Raw genomic sequence first — 17,484 nt, 5'->3', positions numbered from 1 at the left:
GACGTCGCGCCTCAGGTGGCCTGGACCAGTCCCTCCTTCTTCAGCGCTTCCTGCACCTGCGGCCGCGCCGCGACGCGGGCCTTGTAGGCGGTCAGATCAGGCATGGCCGAGAGGTCGAATTTCATCCGGTCGCCCCAGGTCAGCATCGTGAAGAGATAGCCGTCGGCCACTGTGAACTGCTTTCCCATCAGGTAGTCGCGGCCGGCGAGCTGGCTGTCGATGTATTTCAGCTTGCTCATGACTCGGTCCTTGAAGAAGGCCTTGGCCTCGTCGTTCAGTGCCGACGCGAACAGCGGGCCAAAACTCTTGTGCACCTCCGAGGTGAGGAAGTTCAGCCATTCGAGAAGCTTGTAGCGCTCGGAACTGCCATGGGCGGGCGCCAGCGCCTTGGCTGAAGCCTGATCGGCGATCATCTGGACAATCACCGGGCCTTCGGTCACGATCTCACCGCTGTCGAGGCCCAGCGCGGGGACCTGACCCTTCGGATTTACCTTCAGATAATCGTCACCATTCTCGAGCTTTTTGGCCCGGATATCGACCTTGACCAGCTCATAGGGCAGGCCGGCTTCCAAGAGCGCGATGTGGGGGGACAGGGAGCAGGCACCAGGCGAGTAATAGAGTTTCATGGAATTTCCTCCTCTTGACGCTTGGTTGGGCGAAAGAAACCCCTACATGCACCTGCATGCAACAGTCAAGATTGATGCAGGTGCATTGAGTGGGGTAAGAGACGGGCGACCAGTTTGAGCGGAACCATGAAACGCAAACCATCGACTGAGGCAACTTCCGCCTGGATCCGCCTGATGCGGGTGCAGAGCCGCGTGCTCGATTGTGTCGAGCAGGACCTGAAGAAGGCGGGCTTCCCGCCGCTCGCATGGTACGACGCGCTGCTCGAATTGTCGCGGGCGCCCTCGGGTGAGCTGCGGCCGGTGGAACTCGAGCGGCAGATGCTGATCCCGCAATATTCCACTTCGCGACTGATCGACCGTCTGGTCGACGAGGGGCTCGCCTCCCGGCGCGAATGCAAGATCGACAAGCGCGGCCAGTTCGTGGAGATCACGGAAGCCGGCCGCGAGTTGCAGAAGCGGATGTGGGGCGCCTATTCGACCGCGATCGAAAAGTATGTCGGCTCGAAACTGTCCGATGCGGATGCCGTCAAGCTCAGCGGTCTGCTCGATCGTCTCGGCTGCTCGTGCGGCGAGATGAAATTGCCGCCCGTCCACGTCAACGAAACCACGCCGTCGCGATGATCGCGCGGCACACCAGCTCGTCCGTGCACCCGGTGGGTTCGCGGACCATCCCCGTCACCCGCGCGCGTTCGATCGAAGCGCCCTTTTGATTAGAGTTTGATATGGCGCGAGACCAGATCGATATGACGCCGCTGCAATCGCGCGACGAACTCGTCGCGTGGTTCGAGGCCGGCTGCAAGGACCCGTCCGAATTCCGCATGGGCACCGAGCACGAGAAGACGCCGTTCACGCTCGAAGGCCACCGTCCGGTGCCTTACGAGGGCGCGCGGGGCATCGGCGCGCTGCTCGAAGGCATGAAGCTCCTGCTCGGTTGGGAGCCGATTATGGAGAAGGGCAACATCATCGGCCTCTACGACGTCACCGGCGGCGGCGCGATCTCGCTCGAGCCGGGCGGCCAGTTCGAACTCTCCGGCGCGCCGGTCGAGAACGTGCACCAGACCCAGAGCGAGTTGATGGCGCATCTGGCGCAGGTGCGCGAGATCGCAACCCCGCTCGGCATCGGCTTCCTGGGGCTCGGCATGACGCCGTCCTGGTCGCGCGCCGACATCCCGGTGATGCCCAAGGGCCGCTACAAGATCATGACCAATTACATGCCGAAGGTCGGCCAATACGGCCTCGACATGATGTACCGGACCTGCACGGTGCAGACCAATCTCGACTTCTCCTCCGAAGCCGACATGGTCAAGAAGCTGCGCGTCTCGCTCGCGCTCCAGCCGGTCGCGACCGCGCTGTTCGCCAATTCGCCGTTCACGGAGGGCAAGCCGAACGGCTTCCTGTCCTTCCGCTCCGAGATCTGGCGCGACACCGACAATGCACGCGCAGGCATGATGCCGTGGGCGTTCGAGGGCGGCATGGGTTTCGAGCGCTATGTCGATTACGCGCTCGACGTGCCCATGTACTTCGTCAAGCGCGGCGAGGATTACATCGACGTCTCTGGCTCTTCGTTTCGCGCCTTCTTTGACGGCCGCAACAACAATTTGCCCGGCGAACGTCCGACGCTGTCGGACTGGGCCAATCACCTTTCGACGATCTTCCCGGAGGTGCGCCTCAAGCGTTATCTCGAGATGCGCGGCTCCGATGGCGGCCCGTGGGGCCGGCTGCCTGCGCTATCGGCGTTCTGGGCTGGGCTGCTCTACGACGATGTGTCGCTCGATGCCGCCTGGGACCTGGTGAAGCACTGGACCGCGCATGAGCGTCAGGCCCTGCGCGACGACGTGCCGCGCTTCGGATTCAAGGCGCGGATCAAGGACCATTATCTCTTCGAGATCGCCAAGGAATGCCTCGTTCTGGCACATGCCGGCCTACGCCGGCGCGGCCAGATCGACCAGCTCGGCCGCGACGAGACCCGGCATCTGGAGCCGCTCGATCGCATCATCGATTCCGGCCGGACGCCGGCCGAGGAGATGCTGGAGAAATTCAACGGTGTCTGGAACGGCTCGGTGGAACCAGCCTATGCGGAGTACGCGTTCTAGACCAGAGGACCAGGATTTGAGCCGTTCATCGCCCATACAGGTTTGCGGCGATCAAATGGCCGGCTGAAAAAACCTGAGCGCCGTCAATAACTCGAAAGCTGTTCCGATGGGGAAGGGCCGCCTGCGTGGGGCCGTCATGGCAAGCGTCGTGGCATGCGCCACGTTGTTTTCGCTCGTGTCCACGGGCGTGCCTGCGCGCGCCCAGACCGCGTTCGATCGGCCCGGCGGCGACTATTTCAACTCGCCGGTCACGTCAGGGGACCCCGAGGATTGTGCGCTGCTCTGTGAGCGCGACCGCCGCTGCCGTTCCTGGAGCTTCAACTATCCCGATGTCGAAGGCGGCTCAGCGGTGTGCTGGCTCAAGAATACGGTGCCGCCGCGCGTCCCGGGCAGTTGCTGCATCTCCGGCGTGCGTGGCGCCGGCGTGATCGAGCCGCGAATCGCAGGGGTGGAAACGTCGATCGACCGCCCCGGCGGCGACTTGCGCAATTTAGAGCTCAAGGAGGGCGAAGGCGAGGAAGTCTGCAAGGCCGCCTGCACCGCCGACAACAAGTGCCGCGCCTTCACCTATGCGCGGCCCGGCTACACCGGGCGTGAAGCGCGCTGCTTCCTGAAAAAGGAAATCAAGCCGCCGCGCCGCAAGGCCGGCTTCACGTCGGGCGTGGTCAGATAACGCGTCGCGCTTTTCACGCGCAGCGAATCCAGCGGCCCGTTCCTCAATTCACCGCCGACATCAGCCTGTCCCCGCACGCATTCGCGTAGAACTTGCCGCCGCATTGGCGCTTGATGGCGGCGCAGCGCGCCGCAGGAGACGCAGTTTGCGGAGCGCTGAAGCCGCAGCTGAGGCCGTCGGCGCTGCGGCCCATCTTGCCGGCGGCAAAGGCGGCGCTGGAGGCGGTGATGCAGACGACGAGGAAGGCTGCGGCGGCGATTTCGATCAGCAGTCTCATGGACGTTTCCTCCACACTGATGGCTGAATCTGCCCTCAATCTAGCACTAAATTCGCATCTCTCCGTATGCTTCCGGGTTCCCAAATCGGCCCGTTCCTTGCATAAATTTACGCCAGCGCAGTGCACGGCCGCATCAGCGGTGGTTCCGGTGCAGGGGCAAGACGCGTAGGGTTAGTGGTGTTCTCGGGTTAGTGGTGTTCTCGCGACCAGGAAGTGACGGCCTTGCAAGATCAATCGTTCCAGCCAAGTTTTCCCGCCGCCGCCCAACCCATCGACGAACTCGCACTGGCTGAGATCAAGGGCGCGATCCTGGCGAAGCTGCGCCTTGCCATCGGCAAGGATGCGGGCATGGCGACCCGGCACGACTGGTATCAGGCCGCAGCGCTCGCGCTGCGCGACCGCATTGTGCATCGCTGGCTCAGCGCCGAGAAGCGCAGCTACGATGCGGGACGCAAGCGCGTCTATTATCTCTCCCTCGAATTCCTGATCGGCCGTCTCTTCACCGACGCGCTGAACAACATGGGGCTGCTGAAGATCTTCGAGGTCGCGCTCGGGGATCTCGGCGTCTCGCTGCCTGAGCTGCGCAAATGCGAGCCGGATGCCGCGCTCGGCAATGGCGGCCTCGGCCGGCTTGCCGCCTGCTTTATGGAGAGCATGGCGACGCTCGCGATCCCCGCGATCGGCTACGGCATCCGCTACGATTACGGCCTGTTCCGCCAGATCATCAATCAGGGCTGGCAGCAGGAATATCCGGACGAATGGCTCGGCTTCGGCAACCCCTGGGAATTGCAGCGGCCCGAGGTGATCTATGACATCCGTTTCGGCGGCGGTGTGGAGCATGTCGACGACAAGGGCCGAGATCGCGCGATCTGGCATCCATCCGAGACCGTGCAGGCGATGGCCTATGACACGCCGATCGTCGGCTGGCGCGGCCAGCACGTCAACGCGCTGCGGCTGTGGTCGGCGCGCTCGCCGGATCCGTTGAAGCTCGACGCCTTCAACACCGGCGACTATGTCAGCGCCAGCGCCGAGCAGTCGCGCGCGGAAGCGATCTGCAAATTCCTCTATCCGAACGATGAGAGCCCGGCGGGCCGCGAGCTGCGCCTGCGCCAGGAATATTTCTTCGTCTCGGCCTCGCTCCAGGACCTGATCAAACGTCATCTCGCCTCCGACGGCCAGCTCCGCAGCCTGTCGAACAAGGTCGCGGTGCAGCTCAACGACACCCATCCGAGCCTTGCCGTCACCGAGCTGATGCGGATTCTGATCGACGACCACAATTTCCGCTGGGACGAGGCCTGGAAGATCACGGTCGCAACGCTGTCTTACACCAACCACACGCTGCTGCCGGAAGCGCTCGAGACCTGGCCGGTCGAGCTGTTCGAACGCCTGCTGCCGCGGCATCTCGAGATCATCTACCGCATCAACGTGCAGCACCTCGCGCTCGCGGAAGCGCGGGCGCCCGGCGACATCGATTTCCGTGCCTCGGTCTCACTGATCGACGAGAGGAGCGGGCGGCGCGTGCGCATGGGCCAGCTCGCCTTCGTCGGCTCGCACCGCATCAACGGCGTCTCGGCGATGCATTCGGACCTGATGCGTGAGACCGTATTCCACGATCTCAACCATCTCTATCCCGGTCGCATCACCAACAAGACCAACGGCATCACCTTCCGCCGCTGGCTGATGCTGGCGAACCCGAAGCTGACCGACCTGCTGCGCGAGACCTGCGGCGATGCCGTGCTCGACGATCCCACGCAGCTGAGCCTGATCGAGGCCCGCGCCAGCGACGTCGAATTCCAGAAGAAATTCCGCAGCGTCAAGCTTCACAACAAAACCGCGCTTGCGCGCCTGATCGGCGAGCGGCTTGGCATCAAGGTGGATCCGACCGCGCTGTTCGACGTGCAGATCAAGCGCATCCACGAATACAAGCGCCAGCTCCTCAACGTCATCGAGACGGTGGCGCTGTACCAGGCGATGAAGGACGATCCCAACAGCAACTGGGTGCCGCGGGTCAAGATCTTCGCCGGCAAGGCGGCGGCGAGCTATCGCTACGCCAAGCTGATCATCAAGCTGATCAACGACGTCGCGGAGGTCGTCAACAACGATCCGGCGATTGGCGGCAAGCTCAAGGTCGTCTTCCTGCCCGACTACAATGTCAGCCTCGCGGAGGTGATCATTCCCGCAGCCGACCTGTCCGAGCAGATCTCGACCGCCGGCATGGAGGCTTCCGGCACCGGCAACATGAAGCTGTCGCTGAACGGCGCCCTCACCATCGGCACGCTCGACGGCGCCAATATCGAGATCCGCGATCATGTCGGCGCGGAGAACATCGCGATCTTCGGCATGGAGGCCGGCGACGTGATGATCCGGCGCAAGCAGGGACTGGATGCCTCCGACGTGATTCGCAGATCGCCAAAGCTCCAGCGCGCCATCAACGCGATCGGCGCCGGCGAGTTCTCGCCCGGCGATCCCGGCCGCTTCGAATCCATCGCGCACGCACTGCGTTATCTCGACCATTACATGGTCAGTGCCGATTTCGATTCCTATTACGAGGCGCAGCGCAGCGTCGATGCGCGCTGGCAGGTGGCGCCGGCCTGGACGCGCGCCTCCATCCTCAATGTCGCACGCATGGCGTGGTTCTCATCGGACCGCACCATCCGCGAATACGCCGAGGAGATCTGGAACGTGCCGGTGAATCCGACCACGCCGCTGCTGCCGGGTCTGCGCGACGTCGCGGGCTGATTTTTCCGCAGCGTGAAATCGGCGTTACCTGCGAGGTTATTGCATCCCGCGTCGATGATGATGATATGATCTTCATCATTTCCAGCAGGCCGATGTCAGCGACACTGACGCCGTAGCCTCAAACACCGTCATTGCGAGCGTAGCAAAGCAATCCAGACTGTCTCCCGCGAAACGATTCTGAATTGCTTCGCTACGCTCGCCATGACGATGGGCTCGGCATCGAGGACCAAACCATGCACGCCAAGCTTCCGCACCCCTTCGACGACGCCACCCGCATCAGCGCCGGTGACAGCAGCTGGCAGGGGCACACCAGCGACGACTACTGGGCCTTTGTCGGCCCGTTCGGCGGCGCCACTGCCGCGACGATTTTGCGCGCCCTGATCGACCATCCGCAACGCGCCGGGGATCCGTTGGCGTTGACCGTCAATTATTGCGCGCCGATCGCGAAGGGACCGTTTGACCTGGACGTGCGGCTGGTGAAGGCCAATCGCTCCAGCCAGCATTGGAGCGTCGAACTGTCGCAGGGCGGCGGCGAGGTCGCAACGCTTGCCACCGCCGTGTTCGCCGAGCGCCGGCCGTCCTGGGAGCACGGGGTGGCGCAATATCCGGGCGCAAAGCCGTTCGAGCAGACATTGCCGTTTCCGAAGATCGCGGCGTCCTGGGCCAACCAGTATGAATTTCGCTTCGTCGAGGGCGAGATGCGGCTCGGCCCGCCGCAGACCGAGCTCGCCGGCACCTATTCAAAACTCTGGATCAGCGACCGCACGCCGCGCAAGCTGGACATGCTGTCGCTGATGTCGATGTCGGACGCCTTCTTCGGCCGCATCTTCCACGCCAGGCGCGAGCTGGTGCCGTTCGGCACGGTGTCGCTGACCACCTACTTCCACACGGATAGCGAAGAGCTCGCAGCCGAGGACATCACGCGCGTGCTCGCGACCGCCGATTCGAAGATCATGCACAAGAGCTACGCCGACCAGAACGCCGAGCTGTGGTCCCCGAACGGGAGACTGCTCGCGACCACGACGCAGATCGCGTATTTCAAGGCGTAGATGCTTTTTCCCTCTCCCCTTGTGGGCTAAGGCGTGCACACATCTTTCGGCCGTTGGTCAGCATCAATAGAAAGCGCAAGTCTTTTCAATGATAGCTGACCGACCGCTCTTTGGGCGGTTCCGAAACCTGGGGTCATCTAAGTCCCTGTATTAGATTCCGTTTTTGAGATGTGTGCATGCCTTAGCCTTGTGGGAGAGGGTGGCTCGCCGCGTAGCGGCGAGACGGGTGAGGGGTTCTCTCGGCGAGCACTCTCTTGCGTTGAGGTTGCGGATACAGACCCCTCATCCGGCGCTTCGCGCCACCTTCTCCCACAAGGGGAGAAGGACAGTAGCCACCAATAAAAAAGGGCGGCCTCTCGGCCGCCCTTTTTTATTTCAAGCGATCAGCCTTATTCCGCCGCCAACTTCACGTCCGGAGCAGCCGCGCGCACCTCCGCGTCGACTTGGGCCTCGAACTTGGCGAAGTTCTTCTGGAACATGCCGACCAGCGCGCGGGCGGTCTTGTCGAACTCGTCCTTGTCCTTCCAGGTGTTGACCGGGTTGAGGATCTCGGCCGGCACACCCGGCAGCGCGGTCGGGACAGCGAAGCCGAAATATTTGTCGGTGCGGAATTCGACGTTGCGAAGCGAACCATCGAGTGCGGCAGTGAGCAGCGCACGCGTCACCTTGATCGGCATGCGGCTGCCTGTGCCATACTTGCCGCCGGTCCAGCCGGTGTTGACCAGCCAGCAGTCGACATTGTGCTGGGCGATGAGGTCGCGCAGCATGTTGCCGTAGACACTGGGGTCGAGCGGCAGGAAGGGCGAACCAAAGCAGGTGGAGAATTCCGGCTGCGGCTCGTTGCCGAGACCGCGCTCGGTGCCCGCCACCTTGGCGGTGTAGCCGGAGAGGAAGTGATACATCGCCTGCGCCGGCGAGAGCTTTGCGATCGGCGGCAGCACGCCGAAGGCGTCGGCGGCGAGCATCACCACGTTCTTCGGCTGCGGCGCGCGGCCGGTGCGCGAAGCGTTCGGGATGAATTCGAGCGGATAGGCCGAACGGGTGTTCTCGGTCTTGGAGCCATCGTCGAAATCGACCACGCCGGTAGCTTCATCGAGCACGCAGTTCTCGAGCACCGCGCCGAAGCGCGTCGACGCCGCGTAGATCTCGGGCTCGGCTTCCTGCGAGAGCTTGATGCATTTGGCGTAGCAGCCGCCCTCGAAGTTGAAGACCCCGTTCGGGCCCCAGCCATGCTCGTCGTCACCGATCAGCGTGCGATTCGGATCGGCCGACAGCGTGGTCTTTCCGGTGCCTGATAGCCCGAAGAAGATCGCGGTGTCCCCCTTGGCGCCGACATTGGCCGAGCAGTGCATCGGCATCACGCCGCGCTCGGGCAGATAGTAGTTCAGCGTGGTGAAGACCGACTTCTTCATCTCGCCGGCATAATAAGACCCGCCGATCAGGACGATCTTGCGGGCGAAATCGATCGCGACGACGTTCTCCGACTTGCAGCCGTGGCGTTTGGGATCGGCGCGGAAGCTCGGCATGTCGATGATGGTGAGCTCCGGCGCGAAACTCGGCAGCTCGACCGCCTCGGGGCGGATCAGCAGCGTGCGGATGAACAGCGAGTGCCAGGCGAGCTCGGTGAAGACGCGGGTCTTGATCCGGTAAGCCGGATCGGCACCGCCGTAGAGGTCCTGTGCGAACAGGCTCTTGCCTTCGGCGTGCTTGAGAAAATCCTGGTAGAGCGTCTCGAACTGCTCTGCGGTGATCGACTGGTTGCCGGCCCACCACATTTTCTTGTCGGTGGTGGCGTCACGTACCGTGAACTTGTCCTTCGGGCTGCGGCCGGTGAACTCGCCGGTGTCGGCGCAGAGCGCGCCATCGGCGGACAGCACTGCCTCGCCCGCGGCGAGCGAATGTTGATAGAGTTGCGGCGCGCCGAGGTTCCAGTGAACCTGTTTGAGATTCTTTAAACCGAATTTGTCGGCGCCGAAGGCACCGTTGCGCACGCCCGTCTCTTGCACGAAAAATCCTCCTAGAACCCGCGACACATAGCGCGACCAGCATTGGCGCCATCGCGGTCACCGTGAATTATAGGCCGTCCGGCCTCGGCTGGGCGACCTAATAATGGTGAACGCTGGCGTTGCCAAGCTGATCCCGCAGGATTTGGTTTATTCAAGGACCGCGCCAAATGCCGCGCATGTCAGCTCTGAGCGGGCGCATCAAAAAACACGAATGATCGCGCAACCAAATGCAGGATTGAGCGTTTCCCAAGGTTATTGCGATGCACAATTCCGCATCGTCCTTATCGTACCTCACCTTCGCCGATGAGCGCGAAGGGCCCCCGCATCGGGGGATAGGCATTGCGCGGTGACGAGGTGTCATCAACATGCGTTAACATCGCGCGGTGCAAGGCTCCGGCACGGCCGATTTTTGGTTCGGTTTTGAGCAGTTCGAATGGTCGACGTGGTCAAGCGGGTAGCCGCTTCCGAATCCGCTCCCCAATGCGAGACCAGCAGCGCACGTGCACCCGCGCAGAAGAACGAGCGCGCCGCCCCCGACAGAGCCTCGGCGCCGGGCTTGTCGCCGGCGATGGTGTTGCAGGCCGACAGCACAACCCAATCCGCGTTGAGCTTGAGCTGAGCGACTTCACTCGCGGTGAGCAAGCCGTCATCCAGTTCCGTCGGCTGATCGGGAATGGAGAGCGCAAGCGAGGGCTCGCCCAATCCCTTGATATCGCCGGCAACGAGACCGTGGGCGGCAAAGCAAATGATGCTGTATTGAGCAAGCGCTGCACGCTTCAGCGTCGTTTCGCACGCATCGCGGCCGAGATGGATGTCGGCCTCGGCCGCGCCGACGTCCTTTGCCACAGCGTTCAACTCGTCCGCGGTATCCGGCAGTTGCGCGATCGACGCCGGCACCGCGCCAAAAATCGCTATAGGCAATTGTTGCAACCTTGCGTGCAGCGACCTTGCCGCTTGCTTCGTCAGCGCTTCGACCGGGCCGAGCAGCGCCACATAAAGTTTGTTGGCGGGCGCGAAATCGAACCATCCTGATTTGCCGGAGGCATCGCGCGCCTTGCCGACATCGAATTCCTTGCGGAAGGCCGTCACCTTCTGCGTCAGCGCGCCCGCGCCGAGCGGGATCTCCTTCCAGTCGATGCCTTCGCGCGTGATCGCGATGACATAGCTCCGCTTGTCGACGACGGAGTAGAGCATCGTCGCTTCATCGGGCGACAGCTGGGGTGACAAGCGATGCGGTGATCGCTTGCGCCAAACCTACAACCGGCCTCAAGCGACGGCGTGTCATGAACCCTCTCGCTGCCGATTTCGAACCATTACGTCTTGGGGAGCAGCGATGGGGAGCAGCGTTCAAATTGCTGCGCTCTGGTCCACCTTCGCGCGCGCTTCGCCAGCGAGGCGGACCAGCATCTTGCGCAGCGCCGTGCCATCAGTCACCCGCTCCGGGAACTCCAGCCGCAGCGCGATCTGGCCATCCTGCATGTCGAGACCTTCGGGGTCGCAGCCGGTGCAGCGCCAGTCGCCTTTCGCCGCGCCGAGGAGTTTTGTCGCATAGAGGCCGATGGCGTCGCGGTGGTCGGCATTCATGTGCGCGACCGCCCCCTCCTCCGCCGCCAGCAGATCCTCGGCGCCGGTGAGGTCGGTAAGGAACTGTTCGGGCTTGAGGTCGACGATCCGGCCGAAGCCGGCGACCAGATGGGTTCCCGTGGGCTGAATTCTAAAGAGAGAGAAATCCTTAAACGAAACAAAGGTTTCTGCCGAGGGGTGGGCATTGAGATACCGCCGCTGGAGCAGATTCTTGTCGGACGAGGCCTGTTCCGCCCGGCCAGACAGCATGATCCGGGCGCCCTCCAGCGGGTCGCCGGCCGCGCGCTCGTCCAGCATCAGCGAGACCCGGTTATCTGCCAGGATGTTCCTGGTGTGCACGGCCAGTCCCGAGATCAGAAGGATCGGCGAGCCGTCGGGGTGGCTCGCCAGATTGACCAGGGAACAATAGGGATCGCCGCTGCCGGCCATCAGCGTCGCCAGCGCTCCCTGGCGCGAGCGCCTGAGCAGCGATTTGGCGAGCTTTCCGGGATCGAAATTGGGGGTCGGTTGCATCGGCTTTCTCGGGTCAGGTGGTTGCAAGGAGGGTCTTTTTTCGGGTAAACGGGGATCAGGTTATGGGTCGGAACGCGGCGAAACTGCCGTGTTTCATGGAACTTGGTCACACTTCAGCCCAGCTTGCATTGCTCGGTGACAAGGTTCGAATGCCAACTTCGGCACCCATGTATGCGGCGCATCAGTGGATTGCTCGCCGTTTCAAGCCACGACCCAAACGGACAGCAGAAAGCAGAGGCTCATGCCCACAATCGCTTTGGTCGACGACGACCGCAACATTCTCACATCCGTCTCGATCGCGCTGGAAGCCGAAGGCTACCGCATCATGACCTACACCGACGGCGCCTCCGCGCTTGACGGCTTCCGCACCACCCAGCCCGATCTTGCCATCCTCGATATCAAGATGCCGCGCATGGACGGCATGGAGACGCTGCGCCGGCTGCGGCAGAAATCCGACCTGCCGGTGATCTTCCTGACCTCCAAGGACGAAGAGATCGACGAGCTGTTCGGCCTCAAGATGGGCGCCGACGACTTCATCCGCAAACCGTTCTCGCAGCGCCTGCTGGTCGAACGCGTCAAGGCCGTGCTGCGCCGCTCTGCGCCGAAGGACCCGACGGTCGCGCCGAAGGAAAACGACGCCAAGGCGCTCGACCGCGGCCTGCTGCGCATGGATCCGGAACGGCATACCTGCACCTGGAAGAACGAGCCGGTGACGCTGACCGTCACCGAATTCCTGATCCTCCAGGCGCTGGCAACGCGGCCCGGCGTGGTCAAGAGCCGTAACGCGCTGATGGACGCAGCCTACGACGACCAGGTCTATGTCGACGACCGTACCATCGACAGCCACATCAAGCGGCTGCGCAAGAAGTTCAAGGTGGTCGACAACGAGTTCGAGATGATCGAGACACTCTACGGCGTCGGCTACCGCTTCAAGGAAGCCTGAGGTTCACGCGCCTTCACGAAAGACTGAGAGCATCTCCGGTTCTGATTCCATCGGGACCGGGATGGCTCTAGGATGCGGGGACCCTTCGCACGAGATGTCCTAACGCGGGCGTAAGCATTGCTTGACCGAACGCAGCCTGACGAAAACCAGAACGCCGGGGATGTCGCGTCCGGCGGCGTTCCGGAGCACGTCGCCGACGGCAAGCTGGCCACGCAGGCCTGGCGGCCGCTGTCCTGGCTGACGCGCGCCGGTCAGTACTTCTTCGCGCTCTCCTTCTCGAGCCTGACCCGCCGCATCGTCTCGCTCAACCTCGCTGGCCTCGTCGCGCTGGTTGCGAGCATTCTCTATCTCTCGCAGTTTCGCGCCGGCCTGATCGACGCGCGGGCGCAGAGTCTGCTGGTGCAGGCCGAGATCATCGCCGGTGCAATCGGAGCGTCGGCGACTGTGCAGACCAACGCGATCACGGTCGACCCTGACCGGCTCCTCGATCTGAAACTGGGCGACAGCTATGGCGGGACGGACGACTCGCTGGATTTCCCGATCAATCCGGAGCGCGTGGCGCCGGTCTTGCGCACGCTGATCTCTCCGACCAAGACCCGCGCGCGGATATTCGACCCCATTGGAACGGTGCTGCTCGACAGCCGTGACCTGGAGAATGTGCTGGCCTTTCCGCTGCCGCCGCCATCGCAGAAGCCTGGCTTCGTCGAGCGCGGTTTGACTTCGGTACGCCTCTGGATCAACCGCGGCGACCTGCCGCTGTATCGCGAGTTGGGGCGCGAGAACGGCAATGGCTATGCGGAAGTGAGCGATGCGCTCCGGGGCCAGAAGCGTTCGATGGTACGGGTCAATTCGCGCGGCGAGGTGATCGTCTCGGTCGCGGTCCCCGTGCTGCGCTCGCGCGCGATTCACGGCGCGCTGATGCTGTCGACGCAGGGCGACGACATCGACCAGATGGTGACCGCCGAGCGCCTCGCGATCCTGAAGGTCGGCGGCGTTGCCGCCGCGGTCATGATCATGTTGTCGCTGCTGCTCGCCAGCACGATCGCAGGTCCCGTGCGCCGGCTCGCCGACAGCGCCGAGAGCGTCCGCCGCCGCATCAAGGCCCGCATCGAGATCCCCGACTTCACCCGGCGCCGTGACGAAATCGGTCACCTTTCCGGCGCGTTGCGCGACATGACCAGCGCACTCTACAGCCGGATCGAGGCGATCGAGATGTTCGCCGCGGACGTTGCGCACGAGCTGAAGAACCCGCTGACCTCGCTGCGCTCCGCGGTCGAGACGCTGCCGCTGGCGCGCAACGAGAACAGCCGCGCGCGCCTGCTCGAGGTGATCGAGCATGACGTCAAGCGGCTCGACCGCCTCATCTCCGACATCTCCGACGCCAGCCGCCTCGATGCCGAATTGCAGCGCCAGGATGCGGTCCCGGTCGACCTGCGCCGCTTGCTGACGACGCTCGTATCGGTCGCCAACGAAACCAAGCTCGGCCACGACGTCGCGGTCGAAATGCGCCTCGAGGGCCGCAGCCCGACCGACAATTTCGCCGTGACCGGCCACGATTCACGGCTCGGGCAGGTGGTCTCCAACCTGCTCTCCAACGCGCAATCCTTCTCCGAAGCCGGCAGCAAGGTGCGCCTCACCTGCCGCCGGGTGCGTTCCGAGATCGAGATCGTGATCGACGACGACGGCCCCGGCATCCGCGACGACGCGGTGGAGCGGATTTTCGAGCGCTTCTACACCGACCGTCCGCACCAGGGCTTTGGCCAGAACTCCGGCCTCGGCCTGTCGATCTCCAAGCAGATCGTCGATGCCCATGGTGGACGCATCTGGGCGGAGAACCGTTCAGGTCCGGCGGATGAGGACGGAGCGCCTACGGTTGCCGGCGCGCGTTTCGTGGTGAGGCTGCCGGCGCTATGAGTGACCGCGGCCCCAGCGTTCACGCCTCCGCAGTCAAGGTCGGGACTCTGGCGGTGCTGATCCGCGGGCCCTCAGGCTCCGGCAAGTCACGCCTTGCCTTCGATTTGATCATGGCGGGACGCGCCGGCGTGGTCGAAAGGGCCGTTCTGGTCGGCGATGACCGTGTCCATCTGGCGACAGTCGGCCATGAAATTGAGGTCCGCCCTTGCGGGACACTGGCCGGCCTGATCGAGATCCGGGGACTGGGAATCCGACGCTGCGACTTCGTGGAGCATGCGACCGTCGGCCTCGTGGTCGATCTGGACGCCGCCGACGCGGAACGCATGCCTGCGACGGAATCGCTGAAAACAACCATATCCGGTGTCGAAATACCGCGAATCCCGGTCGCCCGCGACCATTCGCCCCTTCCACTGGTTGTTGCGGCCTTGACCACTACCAAGAGTTCATCTTCCGTTAGCCCTTCGGACGATTGCTCGAAGGGAAATGGTAACCATATGAACCCCACTATCGCGACCGAATAGACCGGCGCAGCTCCCCTCATCCATCCGTCTAGATTCAGGGAGATACGCAACATCCCCTCTTGCGCGGGGGCTCTGGATGGTCAAAGTGGCGCGTTCGTGCGGTGCACCAAAAGCGCCCGCGAGGAGTTTTTCCGATGATTGGTCTAGTACTTGTGACCCACGGGCGCCTTGCCGACGAATTCAAGGCAGCGCTTGAGCATGTCATGGGCCCACAAAAGCAAATCGAAGCGATCACGATCGGCGCCGAAGATGATTCCGATCTCTGTCGAAGCGACATCATCGAGGCGGTTAACCGCGTCGATTCCGGCGACGGCGTCGCGATCCTCACCGACATGTTCGGCGGCACGCCGTCCAACCTTGCAATATCCTGCATGAGCCGGCCGAAGGTCGAGGTGCTCGCGGGCATCAACCTTCCCATGCTGGTGAAGCTCGCCAAAGTGCGCGAAGAGCGTTCGCTGCCCGACGCGATCGCAATGGCCCAGGAAGCGGGCCGCAAATACGTCACCATCGCCAGCCGCGTGCTCGCCGGCAAATGAGCGACGACGCGCCGCTCGGAAACCAAGCCGGGCCAGGCGTGCCGGCGGGAGCGATCTCCAAAGAGCTCCTGATCATCAATAAGCGCGGCCTGCACGCCCGCGCCTCCGCGAAATTCGTCCAGGCGGTCGAGCGCTTCGACGCGCAAGTGTGGGTGACGCGCGGTGGCGAGACCGTCGGCGGCACCTCGATCATGGGCCTGATGATGCTCGCCGCTGGTCCCGGCACCACGATCACGGTGGCTGCCGCCGGCACTGAAGCGGAAGCCGCACTCGCGGCGATCACCGAACTCGTTGCAAGCAAGTTCAACGAGGAAGGGACCTAGCGCTTAGCGGCGCCTCGCTACTTCCCCGGCGGCGCGATGTAGATGTTCCAGCTCATCGATGGCCCCGCCTTGCCGTGGGTGAAGCGGCGCGTCGTCATCACCATGCGCTCGGCATCCGGTGCGATCTCCGACACCCATTTCTCGAACGCAGGCAGGCGGCCGTCGGTTGGATCGAACACGCCGATGAAGCCGTGCTTCTTGAGGTCTTCGAGTGACGTCAGACCTGAATTCCAAGCTTCGTTCGGCGTGAACGCGCTGGGATGATCGGGGCTGTAGAACACCATCGGCTGGATCGACTCCATGGTGCCGGCGACGACCGCCCAGCGCGAGGCGAAGCGCGCGTGCCAGGCTTGCGTCAGCTCGCGCGCCAGATCGGAGCGCGCGCCATAGGTTGAGGTGTTGCCGGCATTGGCCGCCATCTCGCGCGCGGCGATCCAGGGCGAGGCGGCGAGCGTAGCGACGCTGAGCACGAGCCAGATCGCGGCGATGTTGAACAGCGTGGCGCTTTGCACCCGCAACGCCGGGATCGCGACCAGCGCCAGCGGCACCAGGAAGAACAGCGAGATGCCCCAATCCGTCTTCATGTAGATGCTGAAGACCAGGGCACCGAGCGGCGGCCCGACCGCGACGATGATCTGGACGATCCAGACGTTCAATGCCTGCGAAACATTGACGCCAGGATTGGCGCCGCGCCCCCAGGCCCGCGTGACGATGCGTAACGGCGCGCGCAGGAGCAGCGTGACCCACGGCGGCACCAGCGCCATCGCGAGCGCGGCCAGCGCCACCGGCAGCGCCAGCAGCGCGAAATTATGCAAGAAGTAGCCAGCCACGAGCTGATGCACCTGGCGGCTGTCATCGAGGCTGTAGGTGTCGCCGGCATAGGTCAGCGGCACGAAATGCGCGTCCGCGAGCCAGACGATGTGCGGGATCATCGCCACGACCATCGTCGCGATCGCCACCCACGGCGCCGGCGACAACAGGAATCTTGCGCGATCCGGATGGATCAGCGCTGCAAGGCCGATGGCGCCGATCATGGTGAGCACCCAGTACTTGGTCATCAGCGCCAGCGCGCCGGCGAGCCCGAACCAGATGCCGGACTGCCAGCTCCGCTTCTCGAAGGCGTTAAGATAGGCGAGCACGAGCAGCGGCAAAGTCACGAGCTGGAGCAGGTCCGGATTGTACTTGAAACCCTTGAAATTGAAGATTGGGTAGAGCGCGACCATCACCACGACCAGGAACGCGCGCCGTGCGTCCACCACGCGCAGCGCAAGCAGCCAGCAGATCACCATGCCGCCGCCGACGGTCGCCATCGCCAGCGCATAGGTCGCCCAGTCCGTCGCCGGGAACACCTTGAACCAGAGGCCGGCGACCCAGCCCGACAGCGGCGGGTGCTTGCCGTAGCCGAGCAGGAATTTCTGGCCCCAGCCATAGGCCTCTGCGACGTCCATGTGAACGTCCTGCGCCGCCTTGAGATTGATCAGGATGAAGGTCCAGAGCACCGCGTGCAGGATCGCAAGCTGAATCACCAGCCACAGGCGCGCCTGCGGCCGGGTCGCGCAGGCAACCAGCCAGGCCCGGAAGCGGCGAAAGCTCACCCGGGGCTTCGCGCGCGCGTTGGCGGATGGAATCGAGGTCGTCGACATGGGCCGTTGCGTAGCGCGTTTTGGCCCCGCTTGAAATCAGCTTG

Annotated in this window: 16 protein-coding genes and 1 pseudogene; 11 read left to right on the top strand and 6 right to left on the bottom strand. The window is 63.6% G+C overall.

The genetic code is table 11. The annotated features are described in order from the left end of the window. Positions 1 to 11: 11 nt before the first annotated feature. Positions 12 to 626: a glutathione transferase GstA gene (gene gstA / locus IVA80_RS08655; RefSeq protein ID WP_247428003.1), complete on the bottom strand. Its 615-nt coding sequence runs from the start codon at positions 624 to 626 to the stop codon at positions 12 to 14. Positions 627 to 752: 126 nt separating this feature from the next. Between gstA and IVA80_RS08650 the strand changes: the two genes are divergently transcribed. The 3 genes from IVA80_RS08650 to IVA80_RS08640 all read left to right on the top strand — a co-directional run bounded on the left by IVA80_RS08650 (position 753) and on the right by IVA80_RS08640 (position 3,392). After that, positions 753 to 1,247, top strand: coding sequence for a MarR family winged helix-turn-helix transcriptional regulator (locus IVA80_RS08650; protein WP_247428000.1), 495 nt, complete (start codon positions 753 to 755; stop codon positions 1,245 to 1,247). A gap of 101 nt (positions 1,248 to 1,348) precedes the next feature. Next, the gene (locus IVA80_RS08645; RefSeq protein WP_247427998.1) at positions 1,349 to 2,719 is read left to right on the top strand and encodes a glutamate--cysteine ligase; all 1,371 of its coding nucleotides are present in this window, start codon (positions 1,349 to 1,351) and stop codon (positions 2,717 to 2,719) included. A gap of 106 nt (positions 2,720 to 2,825) precedes the next feature. Beyond that, positions 2,826 to 3,392: a PAN domain-containing protein gene (locus IVA80_RS08640; protein WP_247427996.1), complete on the top strand. Its 567-nt coding sequence runs from the start codon at positions 2,826 to 2,828 to the stop codon at positions 3,390 to 3,392. Between the two features lie 43 nt (positions 3,393 to 3,435). Here the strand turns inward: IVA80_RS08640 and IVA80_RS08635 are convergent, their stop codons facing one another. Further along, on the bottom strand, positions 3,436 to 3,669 hold the full coding sequence (locus tag IVA80_RS08635; protein ID WP_247427994.1) for a hypothetical protein: 234 nt from the start codon (positions 3,667 to 3,669) through the stop codon (positions 3,436 to 3,438). 222 nt (positions 3,670 to 3,891) lie between these two features. On the opposite strand from IVA80_RS08635, the gene IVA80_RS08630 reads away from it, so the two are divergent. After that, positions 3,892 to 6,408 (top strand): glycogen/starch/alpha-glucan phosphorylase, encoded by a 2,517-nt coding sequence (locus IVA80_RS08630; protein WP_247427992.1) that lies wholly within the window; start codon positions 3,892 to 3,894, stop codon positions 6,406 to 6,408. Positions 6,409 to 6,641: 233 nt separating this feature from the next. Continuing rightward, positions 6,642 to 7,457 carry a thioesterase family protein gene (locus IVA80_RS08625; protein WP_247427990.1) on the top strand — a complete coding sequence of 272 codons (816 nt, stop codon included), beginning with the start codon at positions 6,642 to 6,644 and terminating at the stop codon, positions 7,455 to 7,457. Between the two features lie 389 nt (positions 7,458 to 7,846). Here IVA80_RS08625 and IVA80_RS08620 read toward each other — a convergent pair whose 3' ends face one another. Further along, on the bottom strand, positions 7,847 to 9,463 hold the full coding sequence (locus IVA80_RS08620; protein ID WP_247427988.1) for a phosphoenolpyruvate carboxykinase: 1,617 nt from the start codon (positions 9,461 to 9,463) through the stop codon (positions 7,847 to 7,849). A 103-nt stretch (positions 9,464 to 9,566) separates the two neighbouring features. Between IVA80_RS08620 and IVA80_RS08615 the strand changes: the two genes are divergently transcribed. After that, a complete protein-coding gene (locus tag IVA80_RS08615; RefSeq protein ID WP_247428313.1) occupies positions 9,567 to 9,770 on the top strand; it encodes a hypothetical protein in 204 nt (67 codons plus the stop codon). On the opposite strand, the pseudogene IVA80_RS08610 reads toward IVA80_RS08615, so the two are convergent. Both IVA80_RS08610 and IVA80_RS08605 read right to left on the bottom strand, forming a co-directional pair. Further along, positions 9,745 to 10,684: pseudogene (locus IVA80_RS08610) on the bottom strand (CHAT domain-containing protein); the annotation flags it as partial. The gene IVA80_RS08615 and the pseudogene IVA80_RS08610 overlap by 26 nt on opposite strands. Positions 10,685 to 10,810: 126 nt before the next feature. After that, on the bottom strand, positions 10,811 to 11,560 hold the full coding sequence (locus tag IVA80_RS08605) for a DUF2470 domain-containing protein (RefSeq protein ID WP_247427985.1): 750 nt from the start codon (positions 11,558 to 11,560) through the stop codon (positions 10,811 to 10,813). A 241-nt stretch (positions 11,561 to 11,801) separates the two neighbouring features. On the opposite strand from IVA80_RS08605, the gene IVA80_RS08600 reads away from it, so the two are divergent. From IVA80_RS08600 to IVA80_RS08580, 5 genes are all read left to right on the top strand, one after another. Beyond that, positions 11,802 to 12,503, top strand: a complete 702-nt coding sequence (locus tag IVA80_RS08600; RefSeq protein WP_008542552.1) for a response regulator transcription factor — start codon at positions 11,802 to 11,804, stop codon at positions 12,501 to 12,503. Positions 12,504 to 12,620: 117 nt separating this feature from the next. Next, entirely contained in the window at positions 12,621 to 14,417 is a 1,797-nt protein-coding gene (locus IVA80_RS08595) for a sensor histidine kinase (protein WP_247427982.1), read from the top strand. Beyond that, positions 14,414 to 14,938, top strand: a complete 525-nt coding sequence (locus tag IVA80_RS08590; RefSeq protein WP_247427980.1) for an HPr kinase/phosphatase C-terminal domain-containing protein — start codon at positions 14,414 to 14,416, stop codon at positions 14,936 to 14,938. Before IVA80_RS08595 ends, IVA80_RS08590 begins: the two co-directional genes overlap by 4 nt. A gap of 134 nt (positions 14,939 to 15,072) precedes the next feature. Then, positions 15,073 to 15,474, top strand: a complete 402-nt coding sequence (locus IVA80_RS08585; protein ID WP_024339151.1) for a PTS sugar transporter subunit IIA — start codon at positions 15,073 to 15,075, stop codon at positions 15,472 to 15,474. Then, positions 15,471 to 15,797, top strand: a complete 327-nt coding sequence (locus tag IVA80_RS08580; RefSeq protein WP_247427977.1) for an HPr family phosphocarrier protein — start codon at positions 15,471 to 15,473, stop codon at positions 15,795 to 15,797. The genes IVA80_RS08585 and IVA80_RS08580 overlap by 4 nt, the downstream gene beginning before the upstream one ends. A gap of 17 nt (positions 15,798 to 15,814) precedes the next feature. Here the strand turns inward: IVA80_RS08580 and IVA80_RS08575 are convergent, their stop codons facing one another. Next, positions 15,815 to 17,440: a glycosyltransferase family 39 protein gene (locus tag IVA80_RS08575; protein WP_247427974.1), complete on the bottom strand. Its 1,626-nt coding sequence runs from the start codon at positions 17,438 to 17,440 to the stop codon at positions 15,815 to 15,817. Between the last annotated feature and the right edge of the window lie 44 nt (positions 17,441 to 17,484).

Source organism: Bradyrhizobium sp. 139 (genome assembly GCF_023074175.1).
In the GTDB taxonomy this organism is placed as follows: domain Bacteria; phylum Pseudomonadota; class Alphaproteobacteria; order Rhizobiales; family Xanthobacteraceae; genus Bradyrhizobium.
Note: the sequence above shows the minus strand (reverse complement) of the source record. Positions and strands in the feature narration are given on the sequence as shown.